Genomic DNA, 21,787 nt, shown 5'->3' on the forward strand with positions numbered 1-21,787 from the left:
CGGAAACCAGTAAATTTGCATTATGCTAATAGAAGTTTTTAAATCCAAAATTCACAGAGTTAAAGTAACTGAGTCAGATCTTAATTATATAGGAAGTATTACTATAGACGAAGATCTTATCGATGCAGCAGGACTTGTTGTGGGGGAAAGAGTATACATTGTAAACGTGAATAACGGAGAAAGATTCGATACTTACGTGATAAAAGGAAAGAGAAATTCAGGGGAAATCTGCCTGAACGGACCTGCAGCACGTAAAGTTCACAAAGGAGATATTATCATTATTATTGCTTATGCACAGATGACTCCGGAAGAAGCCCAAACATTCCAGCCAAAAATAGTTTTCCCGAACGAAGAAACTAACCTGTTAACTTAATAAATGGCAGAGGCTAAAAAAAATAATACACTAAAGACAGCCCTTACTATTGGAATATCTTTGGTGTTTGCTGCTTTTTTTATGTGGCTGGCAACAAGAGGGCTCAATTTCTCAAAAATCAAAGAAGCTTTTGTTAAAGCTAATTATTTCTGGATTTTTGCAGCATTTGTCTTCGGGATTATGGCATACTGGATTCGTGCTATTCGCTGGAATATGTTTTTGGAGCCTATGGGCTACAAAATATCCAATTCCAATGCGCTTTGGACATTGTCCTTTGGCTATTTAATGAATCTTACTATCCCCCGAAGCGGAGAAGTTGCGAGAGCAACAGCTTTATATGGTGTAGAAAAAGTTCCGGTAGATAAATCTTTTGGAACCATTATCCTGGAGAGGGTAGTAGATCTGTTCTTCATGATGTTATTTTTGCTGCTTACTGCAGTTTTTAAATATGAAGCACTGATATCTTTCTATAATTATCTGACAAAGCAAAAAGAGAACACGCCGCAGCAAGAACAGGGGGTTCCGTGGAAATGGCTAATAGCAGGTTGTATAGGATTAGGAGTCATACTGTTTATTGCTTTTCGTAAAAAGTTGCAGCAAACTTCGGTATATGCTAAAGTTATAAACTTTGGAAAAGGGCTTGCAGATGGATTGAAATCTATAGTTCAGATAAAAAATAAACCAAAGTTTTTCCTGTATTCAGCAGGGATTTGGACTTGTTATTACTTTGCTGCTTATTTAATATGCTTTGCCTTACCTGAGACTTCTTCCTTTGGGTTTGCAGATGGATTTTTCCTGATTACAGTGGGAACATTAGGAATGATGGTGCCGGCCTCAGGAGGTATTGGTGCATATCATCTGGCATTAAAATTAGGCGTAATGGGACTATTTCTGGCTTGGGGCAAAGATCCTGAGGCTGGAGCTGAAGTAGGTTTAAGTTATGCTTTCCTTTCACATACGCTTCAGTTATTTATTATGTTATCTATGGGATTAATCTCTATACCGCTTTTGGCTAAAGCCAGAAAAATATAAAGGCTGAGCATATCTTTATTTCAGATTACATTTAAATCAAAATATTATCTTTGCATATAACGATAGCAATAAAATGCTATTATAAATACAATAACAGGGGGAAATCCCTATAAAGAAAGAACATGACAATAGACAACAATCATGTAGTTGCTTTAAACTACACACTTCATACAATTGAAGAAAACGGTGAGAAAACTTTTGTTGAGCAAACAACAAGTGAGAACCCATTAACATTTTTATATGGTGTTGGAATGATGATTCCTAAATTCGAGGAAAACATCAAAGGTCTTACAGTAGGTGATAAAACTTCTTTCACAATTGCTCCTGAAGAAGCTTATGGTGAAAAAGATCCTAATGCATTGGCTCAATTACCAGTAGATATGTTCAAAGAGTCTGGTATGCCACCAGTAGGAGCTATGCTTCCTTTATCTGATAACCAAGGGAATAATTTCCAGGCTATCGTTGTAGAAGTTACTCCGGAGGTTGTGATCGCAGATCTTAACCACCCAATGGCTGGTAAGACTTTAAACTTCGATGTTGAAGTTTTATCAACTCGTCCTGCTACAGAAGAAGAACTTTCTCACGGTCACGCTCATGGTGTTGACGGCACAGAAGGTCACTAAAAAATAAACGCCCGGCTTTTGCCGGGCATTTTTATTTTAATCAAAGACGGTTTCCTGTTTGCATTAGCATATCAGGAATTTTTATTTTCCTATTTTTGCCAAAAAAAGATGGAACAGCAATCTAAAGATCCTTTACACGGAAAAAAACTAGTCGATATTCTCGAAGAATTGGTAGACTATTATCAGGGTTTTGAAGAGCTGGGAAATCAAATTAATATCCGGTGCTTTACTCATGATCCGAGTATTGGTTCCTCTTTAAAATTTCTTCGCAGAACTCCATGGGCCAGAACCAAAGTAGAAAGCCTTTATCTATATGTTTTAAGGCAAAAAAAGAAGAAAGGGTTGCTGTAAAATTAAGCTTACTTCTAATCAGGATGAAGCATACTGAAACTGATTGCTGCGGATTGTGGCGGGAGGAAGTTTCCTGTACATTTTGAATCAAGGTTTATTGATGGAAATAATACCTTATTTGATTTATCAAATTTCAATGAGCTGTCTTCTATCCAAAAATTAATATCATTTCCTCTTATATACATTTTTGTATGTTTACTTTTAGTAGAGTAAACAGATAATCTGGTTTTTCTGTTATTCGCTTTATCCGTTTTGTTTTTTAGAAGAGTGATTCCAATGAAGAAAGGCTTATCAGTAGAAATATTAATTGTTGGATGTATTTTAAAAATAATCTGAAAGTCACTTTTAGCAACAGACAAATGTTTGGTGAAAGAAGTTGTATTTTTAATTTCCTCACCAATTATTCCGTCATTATCAGCGTAGAACTTTAATTGGAATATGGACGGACTATCAGAAAAAGGCTCATAATTCTTAACATTAATTATTAATTTATCAACAAAACAGTTCTCTTTAATATTTGTATATTCTATTGCAAATTCTTTGTCATCCTCAATATTGACAGAACTGGATGACTTATCTACTGTAAGTTTTATTTTATTTGTGATGTAAATAGTGTCAATAATTTTCTCCTGAGAGAATAAAAATGACGAAAGAATAATCGGAAATAAAAGTAAATATTTCATAATTGGACTAAAATAAAAGAGGATTTCTCCTCTTTTAAATTGCTACTCAGGTATGCATGAAGCCCAATCTCCGGTAGCTTTTACTCCAGTGGGAATCCAGAAAACATAACTTTTTTTTAATACAGGAGCTTCATATCTATCTCCTCCCATCCACATACATTTTCCTAAAACAGTTTCTGAACCAAAAAATTTGGCCTCTAACAGGGCTATTCCTACAGTAAATGTTAAGAATACTGCCGTGCTTAAAATAATTGTCTTCTTTTTCATATTAACAAGTATTTAATGATTTTAATATGCCTACTTTTTTTAAGGTCATTTTTCAGCATCTTTTGACCATAAGTTTTCACGACAACTTTTCTCAAATGTGGCCAATTATTTATTTAAGTATGATATACTTTGGTTGTTTTTTTTACAACTAAAGTATTATTTGATTTCTTAAATATTCAGTATATTTTTGACTTAAAAATGCATTTGCGATGAAAATTTCAATTAAACTCAGGAAACTAAGAGAGCAAGAGAAGTCTAGCCAGGCAGACGTAGCTGATGAGTTACAAGTCTCTCAGACAGCTTATAATAAATGGGAAACAGGATCTGCTAAGCCTTCTTTAGAAAATATAATAAAGTTGTGTAATTACTACAATATTGGTATTGCAGATTTATTAGATGATAATTTTAAAATTTTATCGGAAGATATAAACAGGAAAGAAATAAGAATAAATGAAGATGTTGTAAAGCGTATTATCGATAATCAGGAAAAACTGATTGAGCTGACAGAAATACAAAACAATATTCTGGTTCAAATATTGAGGTGTGAGAACTGAGAGTAGTATATACTCGCTATCTTAAAAATCCCCTTAGAATTTTAAGAGGATTGAAGTATACATACTAATATTTCTGATAAAAGAGATTATTTTATAGATCTAGAATGTATTATTATATCTTAGGTTGAATTGATGATTAGACATAAATAAAAATATAATTGTATCGAAAAAAGCAAAAAAAGCAGGAATTAGAGTCCAGCAAAAAAATAAATATAACAAGCCTTTTTTAGTTTCCCCTAAATAGAATCTGTGTATTCCAAAGCCTCCCAGAAAAAAAGCTAACAGTACGGTAGTAAATTTGTTTTTCATAATTATATTCTTGCTAAAATTTCACTTTTTTTATGATCGAACTCCTCTTGAGAAATGAGCTGATTATCCAAAAGAGATTTCAGCTTTTGTAAGACAGCTAAAGGGTCTTCTTTATAATCGGCTGTATTTTGAGGTTCCGTTGCAGAAGATAGGTTATTAACAATAACTCCGCCACCTGCTGCGGCTCTCTTTTCTTCTAATGCACGCTGCCTTCTGTATTCCATCATATCTTCTTCTTTACCCTGAGCATATTGATATAACTTTCTTGCCTGTTGCTTAGGAAGGTAATCAAGCATATTAATAAGCCCGTAAACCGTTTTTATTTTGAATGTTGCGCCCAATATGCCTTCACTCATATGGCAGTCGGCAATTTCTTTCCATAGGTAATCCTGAAAGTTCATAGCAAGCCCAAAATTTTTAGGCCTGCAGAAAATTATTCTTTTATTAGTTAGTGCAATACAATCAGGAGAAATGTTTACCGCTGGTTTCTTTTGAACAGCAATATAATCTACATACTCGTCTGTAGTTAATAGTCCATTGACTTTTTCTAAAATTTTTTCTACAGCTTTGGGGTCTTGTTCTTCATTTAAGAACTTTTTTAAATCATTAATCATATTTTACAGCGATTTAATGGTGAAACATTTGTAATGTTTTTCATTGTTTTACAGTTGCTAAATTATAATCTGGGCATTAGAAATAATTACGGTTTTCCGTAATCGTTTGGTATTGATAAAAACAAAAATCCCCTTAAAGTTCTAAGAGGATTTAATATATCTGAATTTATTTGTAATTATCCGAATGCTCTTTTCAGCAGGCTTTCTACTTTTGGTTCGCTGCCGCGGAAATTTTTATACAATTCCATAGGATCTTTGGTTCCGCCTGAAGACAATAATACTTTATATTTTGCTGCAGTTTCCGGATTAAAAATTCCGGTTTCTTTAAAATAAGCAAAAGCATCCGCATCCAGTACCTCTGCCCATTTGTAAGAATAATAGCCTGAAGCATAGCCTCCCTGAAATACATGAGAGAAGCTAGAGCTGATAGCTGTTTCCGGATTTACAGGATATAACTGAGTAGCCTTAGTCTGTGCATCTTCAAAAGCTTTAATATCTTTTACTTCTTCAGATTTTATATGATAAGCCATATCCAGCAATCCGAATCCTAGCTGACGCAGAGTCTGGTAGCCTTCCATAAAGTTTTTGGAATTCTCAATTTTCTCTATCTTTTCATCGCTTAGTACTTCACCCGTTTGGTAATGCTGTGCGAACGTTTTCAGGAATTCCGGCTCGTAGCAGAAGTTCTCCAGAAACTGGGAAGGTAATTCTACAAAATCCCATTTTACTGATGTTCCGGAAAGACCAGGGTACTGAGTGTTTGCCAAAATGCCGTGGATAGCGTGTCCAAATTCATGGAATAAAGTAGTCACCTCCTGGAATGTTAATAAACTTGGTGTATCTCCACTTGGCTTGTTGAAGTTACATACTACAGAAATATGCGGGCGGCTGTTTTCACCATTTTGTTTGTACTGTTTTTTATAGCTTGTCATCCATGCACCGGCACGCTTTCCTTTTCTCGGAAAATAGTCCACATACAGGATAGCTTTGTATTGTTGATTGTCAGTTGAGCCATCGAAGATTTCCTTTACCTCATAGGTTCTTACCTCATCATGGTATTTAGGGATGTCTTTTCTTTCTTCGAAAGTTAGCCCGAATAATTGCTTAGCAAGACGGAAAACAGCATCCTGAACTTTTTCTAAGGGGAAATAAGGTTTTAATTCCTCATCGTTCAGATCATATTTTTGCTTTCTTAGTTTCTCTGCATAATAGGCGTGATCATAGCTTTGCATATCCTCGATTCCGTCAGCTTTAGCAAGAACTTTTAATTCTTCTATTTCTTTTTGGCTGTATGGTGTTGCTTTTTCCAATAATTCATGTAGGAAACTTTCAACCTTTTGTGGTGATTTTGCCATTCTTTCTTCCAGCACAAAAGCAGCATAATTTTCATAGCCCAGAAGTTTTGCTTTCTGATCTCTGAGGCTGATAATATCTTTAATCATTTGCTGATTGTCGAATTCACTACCATCAAATGATTTTTTTCCATTGGCTAAAGCCAGCTCCTGGCGCAATGTGCGATTCTCTGCATACGTCATAAAGGGAACATAGCTAGGATATTGTAAGCTTACAGCCCAGCCTTCCAGTTCTCTTTCTTTAGCTTCTTCTGCATATTGTGCGATAATGGCTTCCGGAATTCCGGCAAGGTCTTCTTTATTTGTCAGGTGCTTTACATAAGCATTTGTAGCAGCCAATACATTTTGTCCGAACTGAAGCTGCTTTGTGGATAACTCTATACTAATGTTTTTTAGTTTTTCTTTATCCGTTTCATTCAGTAAAGCCCCGTTTCTAACAAAACCTTTGTAGGTTTCATTCAATAAAGTTTGCTGTTCTTCATTCAGTTCATAGTTGGCTTTTTCATCATATACTTTTTTAATACGTTCAAAAAGCTTCTCGTTTTGAGATATTTTAGAAGAGTATTCTGTTAGTAAAGGTGAAACTTCCTGTGCAATTTGCTGGATTTCATCATTGGTTTCAGCAGAGTTCAGGTTGAAGAAAATATTTGAAACAACATCCAGCTGCTCTCCTGCATAAGCTAGTGCTTCAATAGTGTTGGAGAAAGTTGGTGCTTCCGGATTGTTGGCTATGTGTTCAATTTCTTCTTCTGATGTTTTTATCAACTCTTGGAATGCAGGAAGGTAATCTGTGTTTTTTATCTGGTCAAACGGTGCAGTATGAAAAGGCGTTTGAAAGGATTCTAATAAAATATTGTTCATTTAAATCTTAAATTTTTAGAGATATAAATTTACAAAATTCGCACCAATAATATTGTTTACCTTTGTTGTTAATAACTATTAAAATCTGAACTATGAAGAAATTTTTCAAAATTATGCTGTGGTTTTTCGCCATAGTATTCATCCTCCTTACCGTTACTATGTTTGTATTGGGTAAGAAATACCACTATGAAAAGTCTATTACAATTAACGCACCTAAGGAGAAAGTATGGATACACATTAACTCCATGAAGGCGCTGAATGAATGGAGCCCTTTTATGAAGCTTGATCCTAATATGAAAAGAACTTATAGTGGGACTTCCGGAGAAGTTGGAGATTCTTTTACATGGGACAGTAATGTCCGTGATGCCGGAAAAGGTGAGCAAAAATTATTAGAAATTGTTCCTGGTGAAAGAATTAAAACTGCCATTCATTTTATCAAACCCAATGAAGGTCAGGCGACTTCTAATATCATACTTACTCCCGAAGGAACACAGACTAAAGTAACCTGGGATATGGATACAGAAATGAACTATCCTATGAATCTTATGAAACTTTTTATGGATGGCTTCATGGATGATGCTTATGGAAGAGGTCTTAAGAGTTTGAAAGAAATCAGCGAACAGTAAAAGACCGTATTATAATAATAAAAACCCTCACAGATTTCTGTGAGGGTTTTATTTGTTAAGGCTTGGAATTACATCTGGTAGCAGTATTCTAAATTACACAAAATACACCTGAAGCACTATAATATTGTCTATTTTTGTATAGCAAAAAAGAGTAGAGACATTGCTCTGTAAAACGTTGAAAATAAAAAAAGTTGATGAAGACAAGCGCAGAAATCTTAGAAGATATTATAAAATCCAGAAGAAGTATTTTTCCAAAAGACTATACAGCAGAGGTAATTCCGCAGGATGTTCTGGATAAAATCCTGGAATCCGCTAATTATGCACCGAGTCATAAAAAGACCAATCCATGGCGATTCAGAATTTTTCAGGGACTAGAAAAAACAGAATTGGGAGAGACTCTGGCAGAGCTATACAAAGCAACCACATCTCCGGAAACATTTTTAGAGAAGAAATATATTGACATATCAGATAAAGTGAGCAAAGCCAATACGGTTCTAAGTATTGTTTCGGATTTTAGTGGTAAAGTGCCGGAATGGGAAGAAGTTGCAGCAACGGCTATGGCAGTTCAGAACATGTATCTGATGGCTACAGCCAACAATGTAGGCTGCTATTGGAGTTCACCGGGAATGATTCATCATATTGGAGAATATCTTCAGCTTAAAGAAAATGAGAAGTGTTTAGGTTTCTTCTATATGGGAATGAAGTAATAGTATGAAGCTGTACAAAAAATAAAGAGGAAGGAGCAATCTTTCCTTTTTTTATTTCAAACCTTGCCAAGGCTAGTTAATAAAGAAAAATATTGCGAAGCAATTCGAGCCTTAAAAAGTATGAGGATTTAAACATTACTTGTGCTTTGGTGTTAAGGGTATAAATACTTTGCTAATGATTAAGGTTTAAAGCCAAGATCTTTTTCCCAAGAATTTCCATGTTTTTTATCGAGATATTTTTTTAGAACAGTGTTATTAATCTGGGCTTTTCGGGATAAATCAGATGTAACAAGGCATCCCATATTCCATACGCCGATTCCGTATTTATTCTGAAAATTTCTGCCATCAATACCTGCAAAACCAAACTTAATAAAAGCAGCAGATTTGTTTTTAATTAAGTCCAGATAATTAGATTCTGTAGCATATTGTGGTGCATGATATTCTGTAGATCGGGAGTTTGTTTTTATTTTTTGTCCGGAGATACTACCGGAAAATAAAAGCAGTAAACAGAATAATATCAATATTTTGTGCATGATGTATTATTTTACTTTATATGATGGACAAATATGCTGAAAGGTTGGAATTGTATCCTAAATTTGAGTTGGACTTATTCTAAATCACAACTTTGATTTTTTTCTTTCCAAAAATTAAAATATTTTTGCACCGTAACCTGAGAGGTGATGAGAAAGTATTTTACTATCATATTACTGGTCTTCTATCTTTTTTCTTCCACAGAATTGAGTCAGGTTATCAAACTGCCTATTTTTATCGAGCACTTCAAAGAACATTCTGCAGCAAATCCAAAGCTTACATTATTTGGATTCATCAAGCTTCATTATTTTAATGGTGATCCCGATGCTCCGGATTATGAAACCAATATGAAGTTGCCCTTCAAGAAACATGACCTTTATCTGGTAACCTCGGTTATTATTCAGGATATACCTAAAGCCTTTAATCTGGAGATTAAAGCACCAAGTTTTGAAGAAAGCAAAACAAGAAACTTTTTCTATACTATCGGTGAAATCCCTTCACCGTTATTTTCTATTTTTCAGCCGCCTAAAGTAGCCTAATTTTTAAAGTACAGAGCATTCCCACATACAGGGAATGAATTTTCAACGTTTAAAAATTAGATTTTTATGCTAAATAAAATCATTGAGTTTTCTATTAAGAACAAACTCATTATTGGTCTTATGACTTTGGCATTAGTCATATACGGAGTTATAGAACTGCGTAAACTTCCTATAGATGCTGTACCGGATATTACCGACAATCAGGTACAAATCATTACAACTTCTCCATCATTAGGTGCACCGGATGTAGAACGATTTATTACATTTCCTATAGAACAGGTGTGCCGTAATATTGTAGGTGTAAAACAAATCCGTAGCTTTTCCCGTTTCGGACTTTCTGTGATCACCATTGTTTTCAATGAAGAAACCAATGTATATCTTGCACGTCAGCAGGTAGCCGAAAGACTGCAGCAAGTTTCACAGGATATACCCAAAGAAATCGGAGTACCGGCTATGGCACCTATTACCACAGGTTTAGGTGAAATTTATCAATATGTTGTTCGGCCTAAAAAAGGTTATGAACATCGCTATTCAGCAATGGAGCTTCGTACAATTCAGGATTGGATTGTAAGACGTCAGCTACTGGGAGTAGAAGGAGTTGCAGATGTTGCCAGTTTTGGTGGTGACCTGAAGCAATATGAGGTTGCCATAAAACCAGCACAGTTAAAAGCAGTGGGTGTTACCATGCAGCAGCTTTTTGCAGCTGTAGAGAATAACAATCAGAATGCCGGTGGCGCTTATATAGAAAAAGGCCCCAATGCCTTGTTTATAAGAACTGAAGGTTTGGCAAAGAATATTTCCGATATCGAGAATATCGTTGTAAAGAATCTGCCGGATGGAACGCCAATCCTGGTGAAGAATATTGCCGAAGTAAAGCTGGGTAAAGCCATAAAATATGGTGCTATGACCTATAATGGTAAAGGAGAAGTAGCCGGAGCAGTAGTTATGATGATGAAGGGCGGGAATTCCAATCAGGTTATTGATAAGATTAAAACCAGAGTCGAGGAAATTCAGCAAACTTTACCGGAAGGTGTGAAAATAGAAGCCTTTCTGGACAGAACCAAAATGGTGGATAATGCTATTGGAACAGTTTCTAAGAACCTGATAGAAGGGGCACTGATTGTGGTTTTTGTATTGGTTTTGTTTTTAGGGAATTTCCGGGCTGGTTTTATAGTAGCTTCTGTAATTCCACTGGCGATGCTTTTCGCGATTATCATGATGAATATTTTCGGAGTAAGCGGAAACCTGATGAGTCTTGGGGCTCTGGATTTTGGGCTTATTGTGGATGGAGCTGTTATTATTGTAGAAGCTGTATTGCACAGGCTGCATTCCATTAAAGGAAAAGAAGGTGAAAGAATTTCCGGTGAGCAAATGAATAATGAGGTGAAAACTTCTGCCGGAAAAATGATGAACTCGGCGGTATTTGGTCAGGTGATTATCCTTATTGTATACCTGCCAATACTTTCGCTTCAGGGAATTGAAGGGAAAATGTTTAAACCAATGGCGCAAACTGTGGCTTTCGCTTTGATAGGGGCTTTTATTTTATCGCTTACCTATATCCCGATGATGAGTTCAGTATTTTTATCCAGAAAAATACAGACAAAGCCTACATTCTCAGACAGGATGATTGAAAAGCTGGTTGCTTTTTATGACAGAAGTCTTGCTAGGGTTTTAAAATCTTCAAAGATAGTTATGACAGTTGTGTTCCTGTTATTTGCTTTAGCGGTATTTATATTATCAAAACTAGGTGGTGAATTTATTCCGAGCCTTCCGGAAGGTGACTTTGCTGTAGAGACCAGAATTTTACCGGGAAGCAGCCTGAAAACATCCACAGAAGTTGTGCTAAAAAGCCAGCAGGTGCTGATGAGTAAGTTTCCGGAAATTAAAAAGATTGTAGGGAAAACCGGAAGTAGTGAAATTCCAACCGATCCGATGCCTCTGGATGCCAGTGATATGATGGTAATTCTGAAGGATAGAAAAGAATGGACTTCCGCAGATAATTACAATGATCTGGCAGATAAAATGCAGAAAGAGCTGCAAAAGAATATGGTAGGTGTAACCTATTCTTTCCAGTATCCTGTAGCAATGAGATTTAATGAGTTAATGACGGGGGCCCGCCAGGATGTGGTTTGTAAAATTTTCGGTGAGAATCTGGATACTCTGAAGGTGTATTCCGAAAAACTGGCAGCAGTAGTAAATAAGGTAAACGGGGCTCAGAATATATATGTAGAACCTGTTTCAGGACTTTCACAAATTGTGATAAACTATAACAGAAGTGCTTTAGCACAATACGGGCTAAATGTATCGGATGTGAACAATGTGGTGAATGCTGCTTTTGCCGGAAAAGTAACCGGAGCGGTATTCGAAGGTGAGAAAAAGTTCGATATGGTTGTACGTATGGACAGTGAAGAACGCAGAAAGCTGGAAGATGTACAGAACTTATTACTCACAACTTCATCCGGAACAGATATTCCGTTAAAAAGTGTGGCAGACGTGGATATTAAAGAAAGTGTAAACCAGATTCAGCGCGAAAATGCTGCCCGGAGAATTATTGTAGGTTTCAATGTCCGTAACCGTGATATTCAGTCTACCGTAAATGACCTGCAAAACAGGGTAAACAGTGAGTTAAAACTGCCGGCTGGCTATTCCATCACTTATGGTGGTAATTTCGAAAACCTGCAGGAAGCAAAAGCCAGACTGGGAATTGCTGTGCCTGTTTCGTTATTGCTCATTTTACTGATGTTGTATTTTGCTTTCCGCTCGGTAAAGTATGGCCTGATTATTTTTACGGCGATTCCGCTTTCTGCTGTAGGCGGTGTATTTGCTTTATGGCTGCGTGGTATGGATTTCAGTATATCGGCAGGTATTGGCTTTATTGCTCTTTTCGGAGTAGCAGTACTGAATGGGATTGTACTTATTGCTGAATTCAACCGACAGAAGACACAAAAAGAAGACCTTCGGGATGTTGTTCTTACAGGGGGTAAAAACAGATTGCGTCCGGTACTGATGACGGCTACTGTGGCATCATTAGGCTTTCTGCCAATGGCATTGAGCAATGGTGAAGGTGCTGAGGTGCAAAGGCCTCTGGCAACTGTGGTAATCGGTGGCTTGATACTGGCAACATTTCTTACGCTGTATGTGTTGCCAATACTTTACATATTCTTCGAGAAAAAATCATTCAATAAAACAAAAACAGTTTCGGAAACGGAACATAAGATATAACTGACATGCAAAAGTTAAGTGTTATTATAGCGCTCTTTGTTACTCTTTGGGGAGCTAAAGCGCAACAGTCAATCTCTTTGGAGGAGGCTTATCAGAAAATACTGGATAACAACCTGAATCTGAAAGGCGGTGCTCTGAAAATAGATGCACAAAAGATTTTAAAGCAATCGGCTTTTAATCTGGATCCGCTGAATGTAAGTGCAGAGTTTGGTCAGTTTAATACCGATAAAACAGATCATAAGTTTTCGGTATCTCAGAATTTTCGTTTTCCGGGATTCTATCAGAAGCAAAAGCAGGTTTTTACAGAAGAATGGAAACAGAGTTTACTGAATCTTTCTCTGCAAAAGTGGCAGCTGAGAAGGGAGCTTACACTGATCTTCAATGAACTGAATTATCTGGATGCAAAATATGCATTGATTAAAAAAGCGGATAGTCTTTATGGAGTGTATTATGATAAAGCAGCGTTGAGGCTGAGAAAAGGAGAGAGTAATGTTCTGGAGAAATCTACCGCCGAGAATTATAAATCCCAGGCGCATTTTCAGCTGCTGGCTATAGAAAAAGATAAAGCAGTAACACAGGAAAAACTAAACTTTCTGATTAACGACGGAGATAGTTATACAAACGAGAAACAGTCGTTCTCTGTGCAAAATGCTTTATTTTCCCAATTGCAAAATCCGGAAGGAAATCCTTATGTAGAAACTTTAAAGCAGGAACAGGAAATACAGAAGGCAAGAATACTAGAAGCTAAAGCACGATTATCCCCGAGCATTAACCTGGGATACAATAATACTTCCATGATCGGAAATCAGGAAAACGGAAGTTATAATGATGGCAGCAAAAGGTTTCATTCAGCTGTAATAGGTGTAGGTATTCCTTTATTCAACAAAGCACAGAAGCTGGCAATAGAAGCACAAAGAGTGAATGAGAAAATAGCCGCGAATAATTACCAACTGGCGCTGAATAATCTGAATATGCAGTATAAGCAGTATACAATTCAGTATCAGAATGCACTGAAAGAAACGGACTATTTCCAAAATGACGGGCTGAAAAATGCAGAGACTATTCTAAAGACCGCTAATCTGCAATTCTATAATGGAGAGATTAATTATCTGGATTATGTCTTGTTGGTTAATCAGGCACTGGACATCCGAAACAGAAGCATCGACAGCGTAAAGAAACTTAATGATGCTGTTACTGAAATGAATGCTCTTCAACAAACAAAAATCGACTAATCATGAACAAGATATTTTTAATTATACTTACAACAGCTGTTATTTCTTCATGCTCCAAAGAAGCACCGGCGGAGAAAAAAGCTGTCCATACCACGGAAAACCAAGTTGTTTTAAACGATACACAATATAAAAATGCAGGAATAGAAACAGGAGCTCTGGAAGGAAAAGAAACAGCTTCCGGTATTATGGTAACCGGTTCTATCGATATCCCGCCACAGTCTGTAGCCAGTGTCAGCGCTCCATTCGGCGGCTATATTAAATACACCAAATGGATGCCAGGTGAGCATATTGGTAAAGGACAGGTATTAGCAAGCATTGAAAATCCCGAACTGGTACAGATACAACAGGATTACCTACTGGCAAAATCCAATCTGGAATATTCACAAAAAGACTATTTGCGCCAGCGGGATCTTAACCAGAGCCAGGCAAGCAGTGATAAAGTAATGCAGCAGGCACTTAACCAGCGCAATAATCATATGATTAATATGCGGGCGCTGGGGGAAAAACTAAGAATTGCAGGAATTAATCCGGAAGCATTAACAGCAAATAACATCAAAAGAGTTACTTCGGTAGTTTCCCCTATCGATGGCTATATTTCTTCGGTGAATGTTAATATCGGACAATATGTATCACCAGCAGATAAACTATTCGAGATCGTTAATACCAGTGATATTCACTTAGTGCTAAAAGTTTTTGAAAAAGATCTGGATAAGATTTCTATGGATCAGCAGGTAATTGCGTATACCAATCAGAATCCGGAAAAGAAATATACAGCACGTATTGTGCTGATCAGCAAAGATTTTGCAGCAGACCGAAGTGTACTGATTCATTGTCACTTCCAGAATTATGAACCACATTTATTACCAGGTACATTTATGAATGCAGAGATTGAGACCAATAGCCGTGCTTCTCTTGCAATTCCGGATAGCGGGGTAGTGGCATTCGAAGGTAAACAATATATTTTTGAGGAAGTCAAGCCTAAAACATATAAAATGGTTCCGGTGAAAACAGGTAATTCCGAACATGGCTTTACGGAGATTACTGGATTGACCTCTGAACAAGCTTCTAAAAAATGGGTAACAAAAGGTGCTTATAATCTTTTAATGGCACTGAAGAATGTAGAAGATGAAGAATAATACATAAATACTTATGATAAAAATGGGCGGAAATATTTCCGCCCATTTTTATATTTTTGAATAAGTATGAGTTATTTTACTTTCACGTATACCTCTTTTATCTTTTGTTTTATCCCCAATTCCGGAATATCTTCTTCTCCTGTCTGGATTAATGTATCAGCACGTTTTTCCAGTGTAAAATGAAACTGTCTACCTTCCCATTCTCTGTAACTGCAGTACTCCAGGTTTTCGGTATACTCCTTTCCCTTTAACTGGTAAGTTCCGGCACCGCTGGAAAATGATTTCAGGCTGTCCTTTCCTTTTGATTTATCATGGTTCAGGAAGGCGAAATGGCTGTCATTAAACATTTTAATCATTTCGGTTTTGGCCGGATCTATTGTAGTGCGGATAGTATCGGCTCCTTTTACTGTCTCAGAACCTACAAGTCGGTATGTACCGTCTAATATATCGGCTTTGGTTGTTGATTCTTTTTGCTGACAGGAAAATGCACATAATAGTAATCCGGCAGAGATCATGGTAAAGTAGTTTTTCATAAAATAATATTTTGTTGCTAATAAATATATTAATGATTGATATAATGTTAATTTATTCAAATATAATTAAAAAACAATTGAAATATATGTTATATAAAAATCCGTTGTGAATTTTCGCAACGGATTTTTTCTGTACGTTAAAGTAATAGGTTTGGGTTAACTCACTTTACATTTAAATATTATGAACATACTTCTCGATACAAAATTCTTTCAGAATTTCACTCGAAGTGACATATTCACTACTATTTTCGAGTTGTAAAGAGAGCCACAATTAATTCTGGCTGATCAGATCTTTACGGTAAGTGTAAATATCTTCAATAGTCACTACGGTCATTTCTCTCTGAATCGCAAAATCTACAATTTCCGGAAGTCTTGCCATAGAACCATCTTCATTGGTTAATTCACATAATACAGCATCTTCACCAAGGTTTGCCAGTTTTACAAGATCTACACTTCCTTCGGTATGGCCACGTCTTTCGAATACACCATCTTTTCTGGCAATAAGCGGAAATACGTGTCCCGGGCTGGCAATATGCTCGGCCTGCGCATTTTCTGCTACAGCTGTTCTAATGGTTGTTACACGGTCTTTAGCCGATACGCCGGATTCTACACCTTCCCTGGCTTCAATCGTAATGGTGAATGCTGTCTGATTTTTGCTGTTGTTGGTTTCTACCATCGGGCGAAGATTCAAGTGCTTACTTTTCTCTTCGGAAATACACAGACAAACGATTCCGCTGCATTCGCGGATCAGAAGTGCCATGTCTTTTTCTGTGATAGTAGAGGCAGGGAAGATGATGTCGCCTTCGTTTTCACGGTTTTCATCATCCACTAGCAGGATGCCTTTGCCTTGTTGTAATTTCAGAAGCGCATTTTCTACACGCTCTTTGGAGTTTACTCCGAATTTTTCTAATAATGTTTCCATGTATTTTACTTTTAAAAGTTAAAATAGGTCTTCGGTACATGGAAATGAAATACAATACAATAAGTCTATAAGAATAGCCTTACCGATTGTTCCATTTTCTTCTCTCATCCAGACTTTAACTGTCGGTTTTGGAGTTTCACCAAATCAGTCCTTTAAAATAAAAGGAGTCGCGGACTGTAACCGCCGGTAGGGAATTGCACCCTGCCCCGAAGAAAACTTATACTAAGTTTTACTGTATGTTCTAATTAAATTTTTTATTTCACTGATTACTATTTAACGTACAGACCGCTAATTTCCGAAAGTTTTTTCAATCCGGAAATAGCCTTCTGATATAATTTATCAATAATGCTAAATATAGACTGTAAGTGTTTAATCATAAAAAAGCCGTTCTGGTGTTTAGAACGGCAGGCTATTTTTATTTTAGATTCATAATCTTTTCTTTCTCTTTCTGGAATTCTTCTTCAGATAGCACTCCGGAATCTTTTAGCTCTTTAATTTTCTTTAATTTATCGTATTTAGATTCATTGCTGAGGTTTTGAGACTGAGATTGTGGCATAAATTCGTCTGGCAGAACAATCTCTCCGGATTTAATAGCATTTTCTATATCTACTTCATAATTAATTAATCCGCTTCCGATTTTGACATAGTATACATAACCATTCTTTTCACTTCCTCTGGGCATAATTTTTTTGACTTTAAATGTAAGGCCGGAATTACTTCTGCTAAAAGAGTTGGCCTGATTAGCCAGCCCCTGGTAACCTGTAGTGGAGTAATAATTAAAAAGAGAAGCTGCATTTCTTCGGATAAATTTAAAATCTCCGTCATTCATAGATCCTGTTCCGATTTTTAAATCTAAACCTGCATAAATTTTATAGCTGGTAGAGGTTATCAGTGTGTCATTTTTTACGTGAGGAAGGGTTTGTGAATAGGATATTCCAAAAGAAAGGAAAAGAAAAACCAATAATACTTTTTTCATACTTTATTTATTTAAAAACTGTGCGTCAAAAATAAAGTATGGATTGAAGGTAAACTTACGGAAATCCCTATTTAATGAGGGTTTTTAGAATTTTTATTTCCAAAGATAGAATCTGTTAGATTTTAAGATCTGAATACAATTGCTAATATAATCAATAAAAGATCTACTCCGCAGGCAATCCATACCAACAGCATCGATGGCTCCAATGATTCCTGTACAAACTGCTTTAGTTTGGAAGAAATTACTTCTCCATAATTCAGATTGGGATCGGAGAAGTTAACATCATCCATTTTAACTTTTTTCAGACAGTATCCGGTTATCTTTCTGAGAAACCATGAAGTTGTATTGTCTTGTTTATTTTCCTGGATAAGCTTTATACGGAAGATCTTCCAATTCGGAATTTGCTTTACAAAATTAGGCTGTTTGGCTATGATCTTATTAATCAGCATCTGAACTTTAGGCTCTATATAATCCGTGAGTTTATAGGTGTAGGCGTTATACATTGCACTGCTCATCGCCTGTTTATTGGCTAAAATAATAAATAAAGGAATCTTTAAAAAGCCAATCAGTATTAATAGTGTTGGAAAGAAATGGATCGTAAAATAATTAATAATCACGATAAATAAAACCAAAATGGCGGCGGCACCGTTAACATGACCAGCGGCCATACCACTTTGCGGACTGCTGATAATTAAATAAAAACCTATGATAAGATCTGCCAGTACAAATAGGCTTCCGATCAGAATGACTTTTATCCAGGCCCACAGAGATTTTCTGGTAATGGTTGAGATAATTTTTAAATTTTCGTTCATGGTGTTGCTAGAAAAATGGTATTTAATCAGTTTATATTTTACTAAACTAATAAAAAAAGAATTATATCATGTAATTGTGAAAAAATAAAAGCAGAACTAACCGAGCTCTGCTTATTTAAAATTTTAAATAACTTATCTTATTTCACTCTTTCCATCAGCATTTTTCTAGGTCCCATATCCATTTTCTGTTTCAGAAGCTGGTGAGTTTTGAAGTCAATATAAAAGGTAGTAATGACTTTATGATTGGTAATACCATCTGCTGTTTTTACAATCCATACGGGTATGTTTTTAAACATTTCTTTTTCTGCATTCTGAATAATGTACAACAACTTCTCCTTCTTGTAATTTTCTATACATATTAGAAATATGATCATAGCCATTATTAATTTTCCACACTTTATTAAAAATAAAAGATAAATGATTTCCAATATAGGGTCTTGTTTTATTATACTTTACGGGGTGAATATATTCTAAGCTAATGGTTAAGAGATCTTTGTCTTTTATAATATAATTTGAAAAGAAAGAATCTGAATTTATAATTTGTTGGAATATCTCTGCAGATAATCCATTATTTAATTCCGTTGAGGATGCCTTATATACCCAGTCGAACCCATCGTCCTCTTTTAATCCAACATACTCTAATAAGCACCAATAAATTTTTGTTTCTTCATATTGGCTTTTATTAAGTTTTATTCTGTTTTTTCTTGACAGTTTGTTGTGAATAATAGCTTTATCCTCAGGCTCAGGTATAATGTTATTTAAAATAAATTCAATACTTGATATGGCTGAATTCATACAATTTGGTTTTGTACAAAAATATTAATTTACCTTTTCCATCAGCATTTTTCTTGGTCCCATATCCATTTCCTGTTTCAGAAGCTGGCGTGTTTTGATATCAATATAAAAGCTTGTAACAGCTTTGTGATCAGTAATGCCATCAGTTGTTTTTACAATCCATACAGGTGTATTTTTATACATTCCCTTTTCGGTACTTTGTATATTAACTTTTAATACACCACTCTTTTTAGGATTGTAGTCGTAAATAGCAATATCGGTTTTGTAGTTTTCTTTCAACGGAAGCCAACGAATCAATTGTGGATAAATATTGCTGTCGAAAAAGTCTTCCTGGGTTTTCTCATTAATCTCAGTTTTTTTATTTGCTGCTTTATCCAGATAGTAGCCAGTTATTTCTTTTCCGAAATTCAGAACCATATCCCTTTGCATATTAAAGGAAGAATGTTTTACGGGAGCAAGGTTTGGTAATTTTGCTGAAGTTTCATCTGTCCAGTCTGAAGGAGCTCCCTTCATTTTTACAGTAGTTGTAATATTTACAGCGTTTGGGGTACGTGCTATTTTGGTTATCACTTTTCCTATTTCAATCTTCGTGGTATCCTTTACAGCATACCAGTTCATTTCTGTCTCTTCATTTTTGATAAGAGTAGAATTCACATCATTGTGTTTTGGGGACTGAGTTTTTTCCTGCGCTTTGAAACCGGAAGCGGTAAGCAATAACAGAATTGCCGGAATTAAAAATCTAACTGACTTCATACAGATATTATTTAATTGTTATATGACAATCAGTTGATTAACAACTTAAAATGTTACAGATTTAATCGTTAAAATTATAGTTGTAGAGTTAATATAGTGTTTAATTACCTCAATCCTTAAATGATAAATTAAACCATTTAGAGATTAAGATACCTAAGGAATAAAATCTCCTTAGTATTTTTAAAAACTTATAGGTATATGCAAAATCGATTTAAATCCTGTTTAATTTTGATTCAAAAAAGTATTAGGCTTCGATAGTTTGGTTCGCCAGGCTCACCATAGACTTAACTCAGCCTGACACCTCTAAAAAGAGGATAATTGATACTAGCAATGTCACTCTGAGCCCTAAGCTTGTAATGAGCATGACGAATTATCGAAGAGTATTAACAATAAAATTTGAACAGGCTTTTAGTTATCAGGTAATGATTTAATATAAGTGACTGATACTTTCTCGAAGCCGTTCTTTTCAAAAAATGAATGCGCTTTATCATTGGTAATTCCACTTTCCAGAAACAAAGCTTTAATTTTTTGTTCGGCTGCGAAATTGTGGATAAAATCCATGAGTTTTTGTCCTAAGGACATTCCTCGCAGGCTACCATCTACAATCATATCTTCTATAATAAGGTATTTCCTGTAAATTCGTAGAATAGCAATTCCTATAATTTTATTGTGGATATCTTCTATGGTAATCAGATTGCAGTCGTCTTCATCCAGTTCTGCAGATAAGATATCAGCAAAGTTCTCACTCCACTCTGTTGTAGATTTGGCACGACCGGACATAATTTCGGAATGCGAAATATAGCTGTTGGTTTTGTGTTCAATAAAGAAATTAACAGCTTCCTCTTTTCTTTTATTTTTATCCTGATGTCTGATAAAGACTTCCATTTTTTTGTTTTTTATTCGTGTGTAATAGTCAAATTTATGCCAATCCTTAACATTACTGGTAATTGCTATAACTTTCCGGAATCAACATCTTTAATAAATTTGATAACGCCGTTCATAAATACTTTCTGATCGTCCCACATCGCAAGGTGACTGCCATTGGGGCAGTACAAATAGCTTCCTTTCTGTACCAGCTTGCTTTGCTCCTCCATGGCCTTTGGATCCATTGTATCATATTTTGCACCAATCATCAGTGTTGGTGTGGCAATCTCATGAAGCCTGTTTTTTATATCCCATTTAGCGAGTTTTGCATCGCTGCTCATTCCAAGTTCACTAGGCCCCTGCATAAGTGTATATACAGTACTGTTCACATGTTTAAGAGAACGGTTTAACGCGTCCGGCCACTCCGGAAGACGACAGATGTGCTGTGAATAATAATTGGGGAATAATAATTCTGTATAACGGGGGTTAGTATAATCCTTTTTAGCTTCAATAGCACGGATTTCTGCCAGAATTTCGGGTTTCATTTGTTTGGCTAAAACCTCAGCATATTTTACATATTCCGGAGCGCTGGCCATCATATTGGCTACAAGCAGGCCTTTCAGGTTTTTCTGATATTTCAAGGCGTATTCCATTGCCAGAATTCCACCCCACGAATTTCCCAAAACGTAGAAGTTATCTTTATCAGCATGAATGGCTTTGCGTACCTGTTCAACCTCATCTACAAAACGGTCGATATTCCATAGGCGGTTGTCTGTAGGCTGATCGCTGTAATAGGAGCCCAGCTGATCGTATTCATAAAACTCGAATCCTTCACGCTGAAAAAAAGTTTCGAAGCATTCCATGTATTCATGGGTCATTGCCGGACCGCCATGTAACAGTAAAACTTTTATTTTTGGATTGGTTCCGAAGCGTTTGGTCCATACTTTAAAGTTACCAACAGGAGTGGTAATGGGAATCATTTTTACACCGCCGGCTTCTACAGAATCTTTATAATTGAAATAATCGGCAGTAGAAACACTGGCAGCTGTTGATTCTTTTTGCTTGCAGGATACTATAAATACTGCGATGAAAAGCAGGATAAAAATTCGCATTGTTTTTT

At 35.9% G+C, this 21,787-nt stretch carries 26 protein-coding genes and 1 riboswitch; of the genes, 11 read left to right on the forward strand and 15 right to left on the reverse strand.

Going from position 1 to position 21,787, the window contains the following annotated elements:
- Window positions 1-22 precede the first annotated feature (22 nt).
- The 4 genes from panD (at window position 23) to ATE49_RS04065 (ending at window position 2,379) form a co-directional block, all read left to right on the forward strand.
- Window positions 23-373, forward strand: coding sequence for an aspartate 1-decarboxylase (panD, locus tag ATE49_RS04050; RefSeq protein WP_034848729.1), 351 nt, complete (start codon window positions 23-25; stop codon window positions 371-373).
- A gap of 3 nt (window positions 374-376) precedes the next feature.
- A complete protein-coding gene (locus ATE49_RS04055; protein ID WP_065081160.1) occupies window positions 377-1,405 on the forward strand; it encodes a lysylphosphatidylglycerol synthase transmembrane domain-containing protein in 1,029 nt (342 codons plus the stop codon).
- Between the two features lie 122 nt (window positions 1,406-1,527).
- Window positions 1,528-2,028: an FKBP-type peptidyl-prolyl cis-trans isomerase gene (locus ATE49_RS04060; protein ID WP_034869468.1), complete on the forward strand. Its 501-nt coding sequence runs from the start codon at window positions 1,528-1,530 to the stop codon at window positions 2,026-2,028.
- Window positions 2,029-2,136: 108 nt separating this feature from the next.
- Window positions 2,137-2,379, forward strand: a complete 243-nt coding sequence (locus ATE49_RS04065; protein WP_034869467.1) for a VF530 family protein — start codon at window positions 2,137-2,139, stop codon at window positions 2,377-2,379.
- Window positions 2,380-2,393: 14 nt separating this feature from the next.
- Here the strand turns inward: ATE49_RS04065 and ATE49_RS04070 are convergent, their stop codons facing one another.
- Both ATE49_RS04070 and ATE49_RS04075 read right to left on the reverse strand, forming a co-directional pair.
- A complete protein-coding gene (locus ATE49_RS04070) occupies window positions 2,394-3,062 on the reverse strand; it encodes a hypothetical protein (RefSeq protein WP_065081161.1) in 669 nt (222 codons plus the stop codon).
- Window positions 3,063-3,104: 42 nt separating this feature from the next.
- Complete coding sequence (locus ATE49_RS04075) at window positions 3,105-3,329, reverse strand: hypothetical protein (protein ID WP_065081162.1); 225 nt, start codon at window positions 3,327-3,329, stop codon at window positions 3,105-3,107.
- A 209-nt stretch (window positions 3,330-3,538) separates the two neighbouring features.
- Here ATE49_RS04075 and ATE49_RS04080 point away from each other — a divergent pair, with 209 nt between their 5' ends.
- On the forward strand, window positions 3,539-3,883 hold the full coding sequence (locus ATE49_RS04080; RefSeq protein WP_065081163.1) for a helix-turn-helix transcriptional regulator: 345 nt from the start codon (window positions 3,539-3,541) through the stop codon (window positions 3,881-3,883).
- 99 nt (window positions 3,884-3,982) lie between these two features.
- Here the strand turns inward: ATE49_RS04080 and ATE49_RS04085 are convergent, their stop codons facing one another.
- The 3 genes from ATE49_RS04085 to ATE49_RS04095 all read right to left on the reverse strand — a co-directional run bounded on the left by ATE49_RS04085 (window position 3,983) and on the right by ATE49_RS04095 (window position 7,019).
- Window positions 3,983-4,192 (reverse strand): TM2 domain-containing protein, encoded by a 210-nt coding sequence (locus tag ATE49_RS04085; protein ID WP_065081164.1) that lies wholly within the window; start codon window positions 4,190-4,192, stop codon window positions 3,983-3,985.
- 2 nt (window positions 4,193-4,194) lie between these two features.
- Entirely contained in the window at window positions 4,195-4,806 is a 612-nt protein-coding gene (locus tag ATE49_RS04090; RefSeq protein WP_185154890.1) for a PH domain-containing protein, read from the reverse strand.
- A 176-nt stretch (window positions 4,807-4,982) separates the two neighbouring features.
- A complete protein-coding gene (locus ATE49_RS04095) occupies window positions 4,983-7,019 on the reverse strand; it encodes a M3 family metallopeptidase (RefSeq protein ID WP_065081165.1) in 2,037 nt (678 codons plus the stop codon).
- Window positions 7,020-7,111: 92 nt separating this feature from the next.
- On the opposite strand from ATE49_RS04095, the gene ATE49_RS04100 reads away from it, so the two are divergent.
- Window positions 7,112-7,645 (forward strand): SRPBCC family protein, encoded by a 534-nt coding sequence (locus ATE49_RS04100; protein ID WP_065081166.1) that lies wholly within the window; start codon window positions 7,112-7,114, stop codon window positions 7,643-7,645.
- A gap of 194 nt (window positions 7,646-7,839) precedes the next feature.
- Window positions 7,840-8,352, forward strand: coding sequence for a nitroreductase family protein (locus ATE49_RS04105; RefSeq protein ID WP_065081167.1), 513 nt, complete (start codon window positions 7,840-7,842; stop codon window positions 8,350-8,352).
- A 179-nt stretch (window positions 8,353-8,531) separates the two neighbouring features.
- Here the strand turns inward: ATE49_RS04105 and ATE49_RS04110 are convergent, their stop codons facing one another.
- Window positions 8,532-8,885 (reverse strand): FEKKY domain-containing protein, encoded by a 354-nt coding sequence (locus tag ATE49_RS04110; RefSeq protein WP_065081168.1) that lies wholly within the window; start codon window positions 8,883-8,885, stop codon window positions 8,532-8,534.
- 147 nt (window positions 8,886-9,032) lie between these two features.
- On the opposite strand from ATE49_RS04110, the gene ATE49_RS04115 reads away from it, so the two are divergent.
- The 4 genes from ATE49_RS04115 to ATE49_RS04130 all read left to right on the forward strand — a co-directional run bounded on the left by ATE49_RS04115 (window position 9,033) and on the right by ATE49_RS04130 (window position 15,012).
- Window positions 9,033-9,422 carry a hypothetical protein gene (locus tag ATE49_RS04115; RefSeq protein ID WP_034869448.1) on the forward strand — a complete coding sequence of 130 codons (390 nt, stop codon included), beginning with the start codon at window positions 9,033-9,035 and terminating at the stop codon, window positions 9,420-9,422.
- A gap of 66 nt (window positions 9,423-9,488) precedes the next feature.
- Entirely contained in the window at window positions 9,489-12,644 is a 3,156-nt protein-coding gene (locus tag ATE49_RS04120; RefSeq protein WP_065081169.1) for an efflux RND transporter permease subunit, read from the forward strand.
- Window positions 12,645-12,649: 5 nt separating this feature from the next.
- Window positions 12,650-13,876 (forward strand): TolC family protein, encoded by a 1,227-nt coding sequence (locus ATE49_RS04125; protein WP_065081170.1) that lies wholly within the window; start codon window positions 12,650-12,652, stop codon window positions 13,874-13,876.
- Between the two features lie 2 nt (window positions 13,877-13,878).
- A complete protein-coding gene (locus ATE49_RS04130; RefSeq protein WP_065081171.1) occupies window positions 13,879-15,012 on the forward strand; it encodes an efflux RND transporter periplasmic adaptor subunit in 1,134 nt (377 codons plus the stop codon).
- Window positions 15,013-15,083: 71 nt separating this feature from the next.
- Here ATE49_RS04130 and ATE49_RS04135 read toward each other — a convergent pair whose 3' ends face one another.
- From ATE49_RS04135 to ATE49_RS04170, 9 genes are all read right to left on the reverse strand, one after another.
- Window positions 15,084-15,545, reverse strand: coding sequence for a hypothetical protein (locus tag ATE49_RS04135; RefSeq protein WP_065081172.1), 462 nt, complete (start codon window positions 15,543-15,545; stop codon window positions 15,084-15,086).
- Between the two features lie 271 nt (window positions 15,546-15,816).
- The gene (ribB, locus tag ATE49_RS04140; RefSeq protein ID WP_009084850.1) at window positions 15,817-16,467 is read right to left on the reverse strand and encodes a 3,4-dihydroxy-2-butanone-4-phosphate synthase; all 651 of its coding nucleotides are present in this window, start codon (window positions 16,465-16,467) and stop codon (window positions 15,817-15,819) included.
- A gap of 92 nt (window positions 16,468-16,559) precedes the next feature.
- Window positions 16,560-16,685: riboswitch (FMN riboswitch) on the reverse strand.
- A gap of 197 nt (window positions 16,686-16,882) precedes the next feature.
- Window positions 16,883-17,443, reverse strand: coding sequence for an SHOCT domain-containing protein (locus ATE49_RS04145; protein ID WP_065081173.1), 561 nt, complete (start codon window positions 17,441-17,443; stop codon window positions 16,883-16,885).
- A 122-nt stretch (window positions 17,444-17,565) separates the two neighbouring features.
- Window positions 17,566-18,255 carry a hypothetical protein gene (locus tag ATE49_RS04150; protein WP_065081174.1) on the reverse strand — a complete coding sequence of 230 codons (690 nt, stop codon included), beginning with the start codon at window positions 18,253-18,255 and terminating at the stop codon, window positions 17,566-17,568.
- 137 nt (window positions 18,256-18,392) lie between these two features.
- The gene (locus ATE49_RS20105) at window positions 18,393-18,551 is read right to left on the reverse strand and encodes a hypothetical protein (RefSeq protein ID WP_155759289.1); all 159 of its coding nucleotides are present in this window, start codon (window positions 18,549-18,551) and stop codon (window positions 18,393-18,395) included.
- Window positions 18,544-19,050 carry a hypothetical protein gene (locus tag ATE49_RS04155; RefSeq protein ID WP_065081175.1) on the reverse strand — a complete coding sequence of 169 codons (507 nt, stop codon included), beginning with the start codon at window positions 19,048-19,050 and terminating at the stop codon, window positions 18,544-18,546. The genes ATE49_RS20105 and ATE49_RS04155 overlap by 8 nt, the downstream gene beginning before the upstream one ends.
- A 24-nt stretch (window positions 19,051-19,074) precedes the next feature.
- Complete coding sequence (locus ATE49_RS04160) at window positions 19,075-19,803, reverse strand: DUF3108 domain-containing protein (RefSeq protein ID WP_065081176.1); 729 nt, start codon at window positions 19,801-19,803, stop codon at window positions 19,075-19,077.
- A 408-nt stretch (window positions 19,804-20,211) separates the two neighbouring features.
- Window positions 20,212-20,688 (reverse strand): GNAT family N-acetyltransferase, encoded by a 477-nt coding sequence (locus ATE49_RS04165; protein WP_065081177.1) that lies wholly within the window; start codon window positions 20,686-20,688, stop codon window positions 20,212-20,214.
- Window positions 20,689-20,753: 65 nt separating this feature from the next.
- Window positions 20,754-21,779, reverse strand: a complete 1,026-nt coding sequence (locus ATE49_RS04170) for a proline-specific peptidase family protein (RefSeq protein ID WP_065081418.1) — start codon at window positions 21,777-21,779, stop codon at window positions 20,754-20,756.
- Window positions 21,780-21,787 lie beyond the last annotated feature (8 nt).

Source organism: Elizabethkingia miricola (genome assembly GCF_001675285.1).
Taxonomy (GTDB): domain Bacteria; phylum Bacteroidota; class Bacteroidia; order Flavobacteriales; family Weeksellaceae; genus Elizabethkingia; species Elizabethkingia miricola.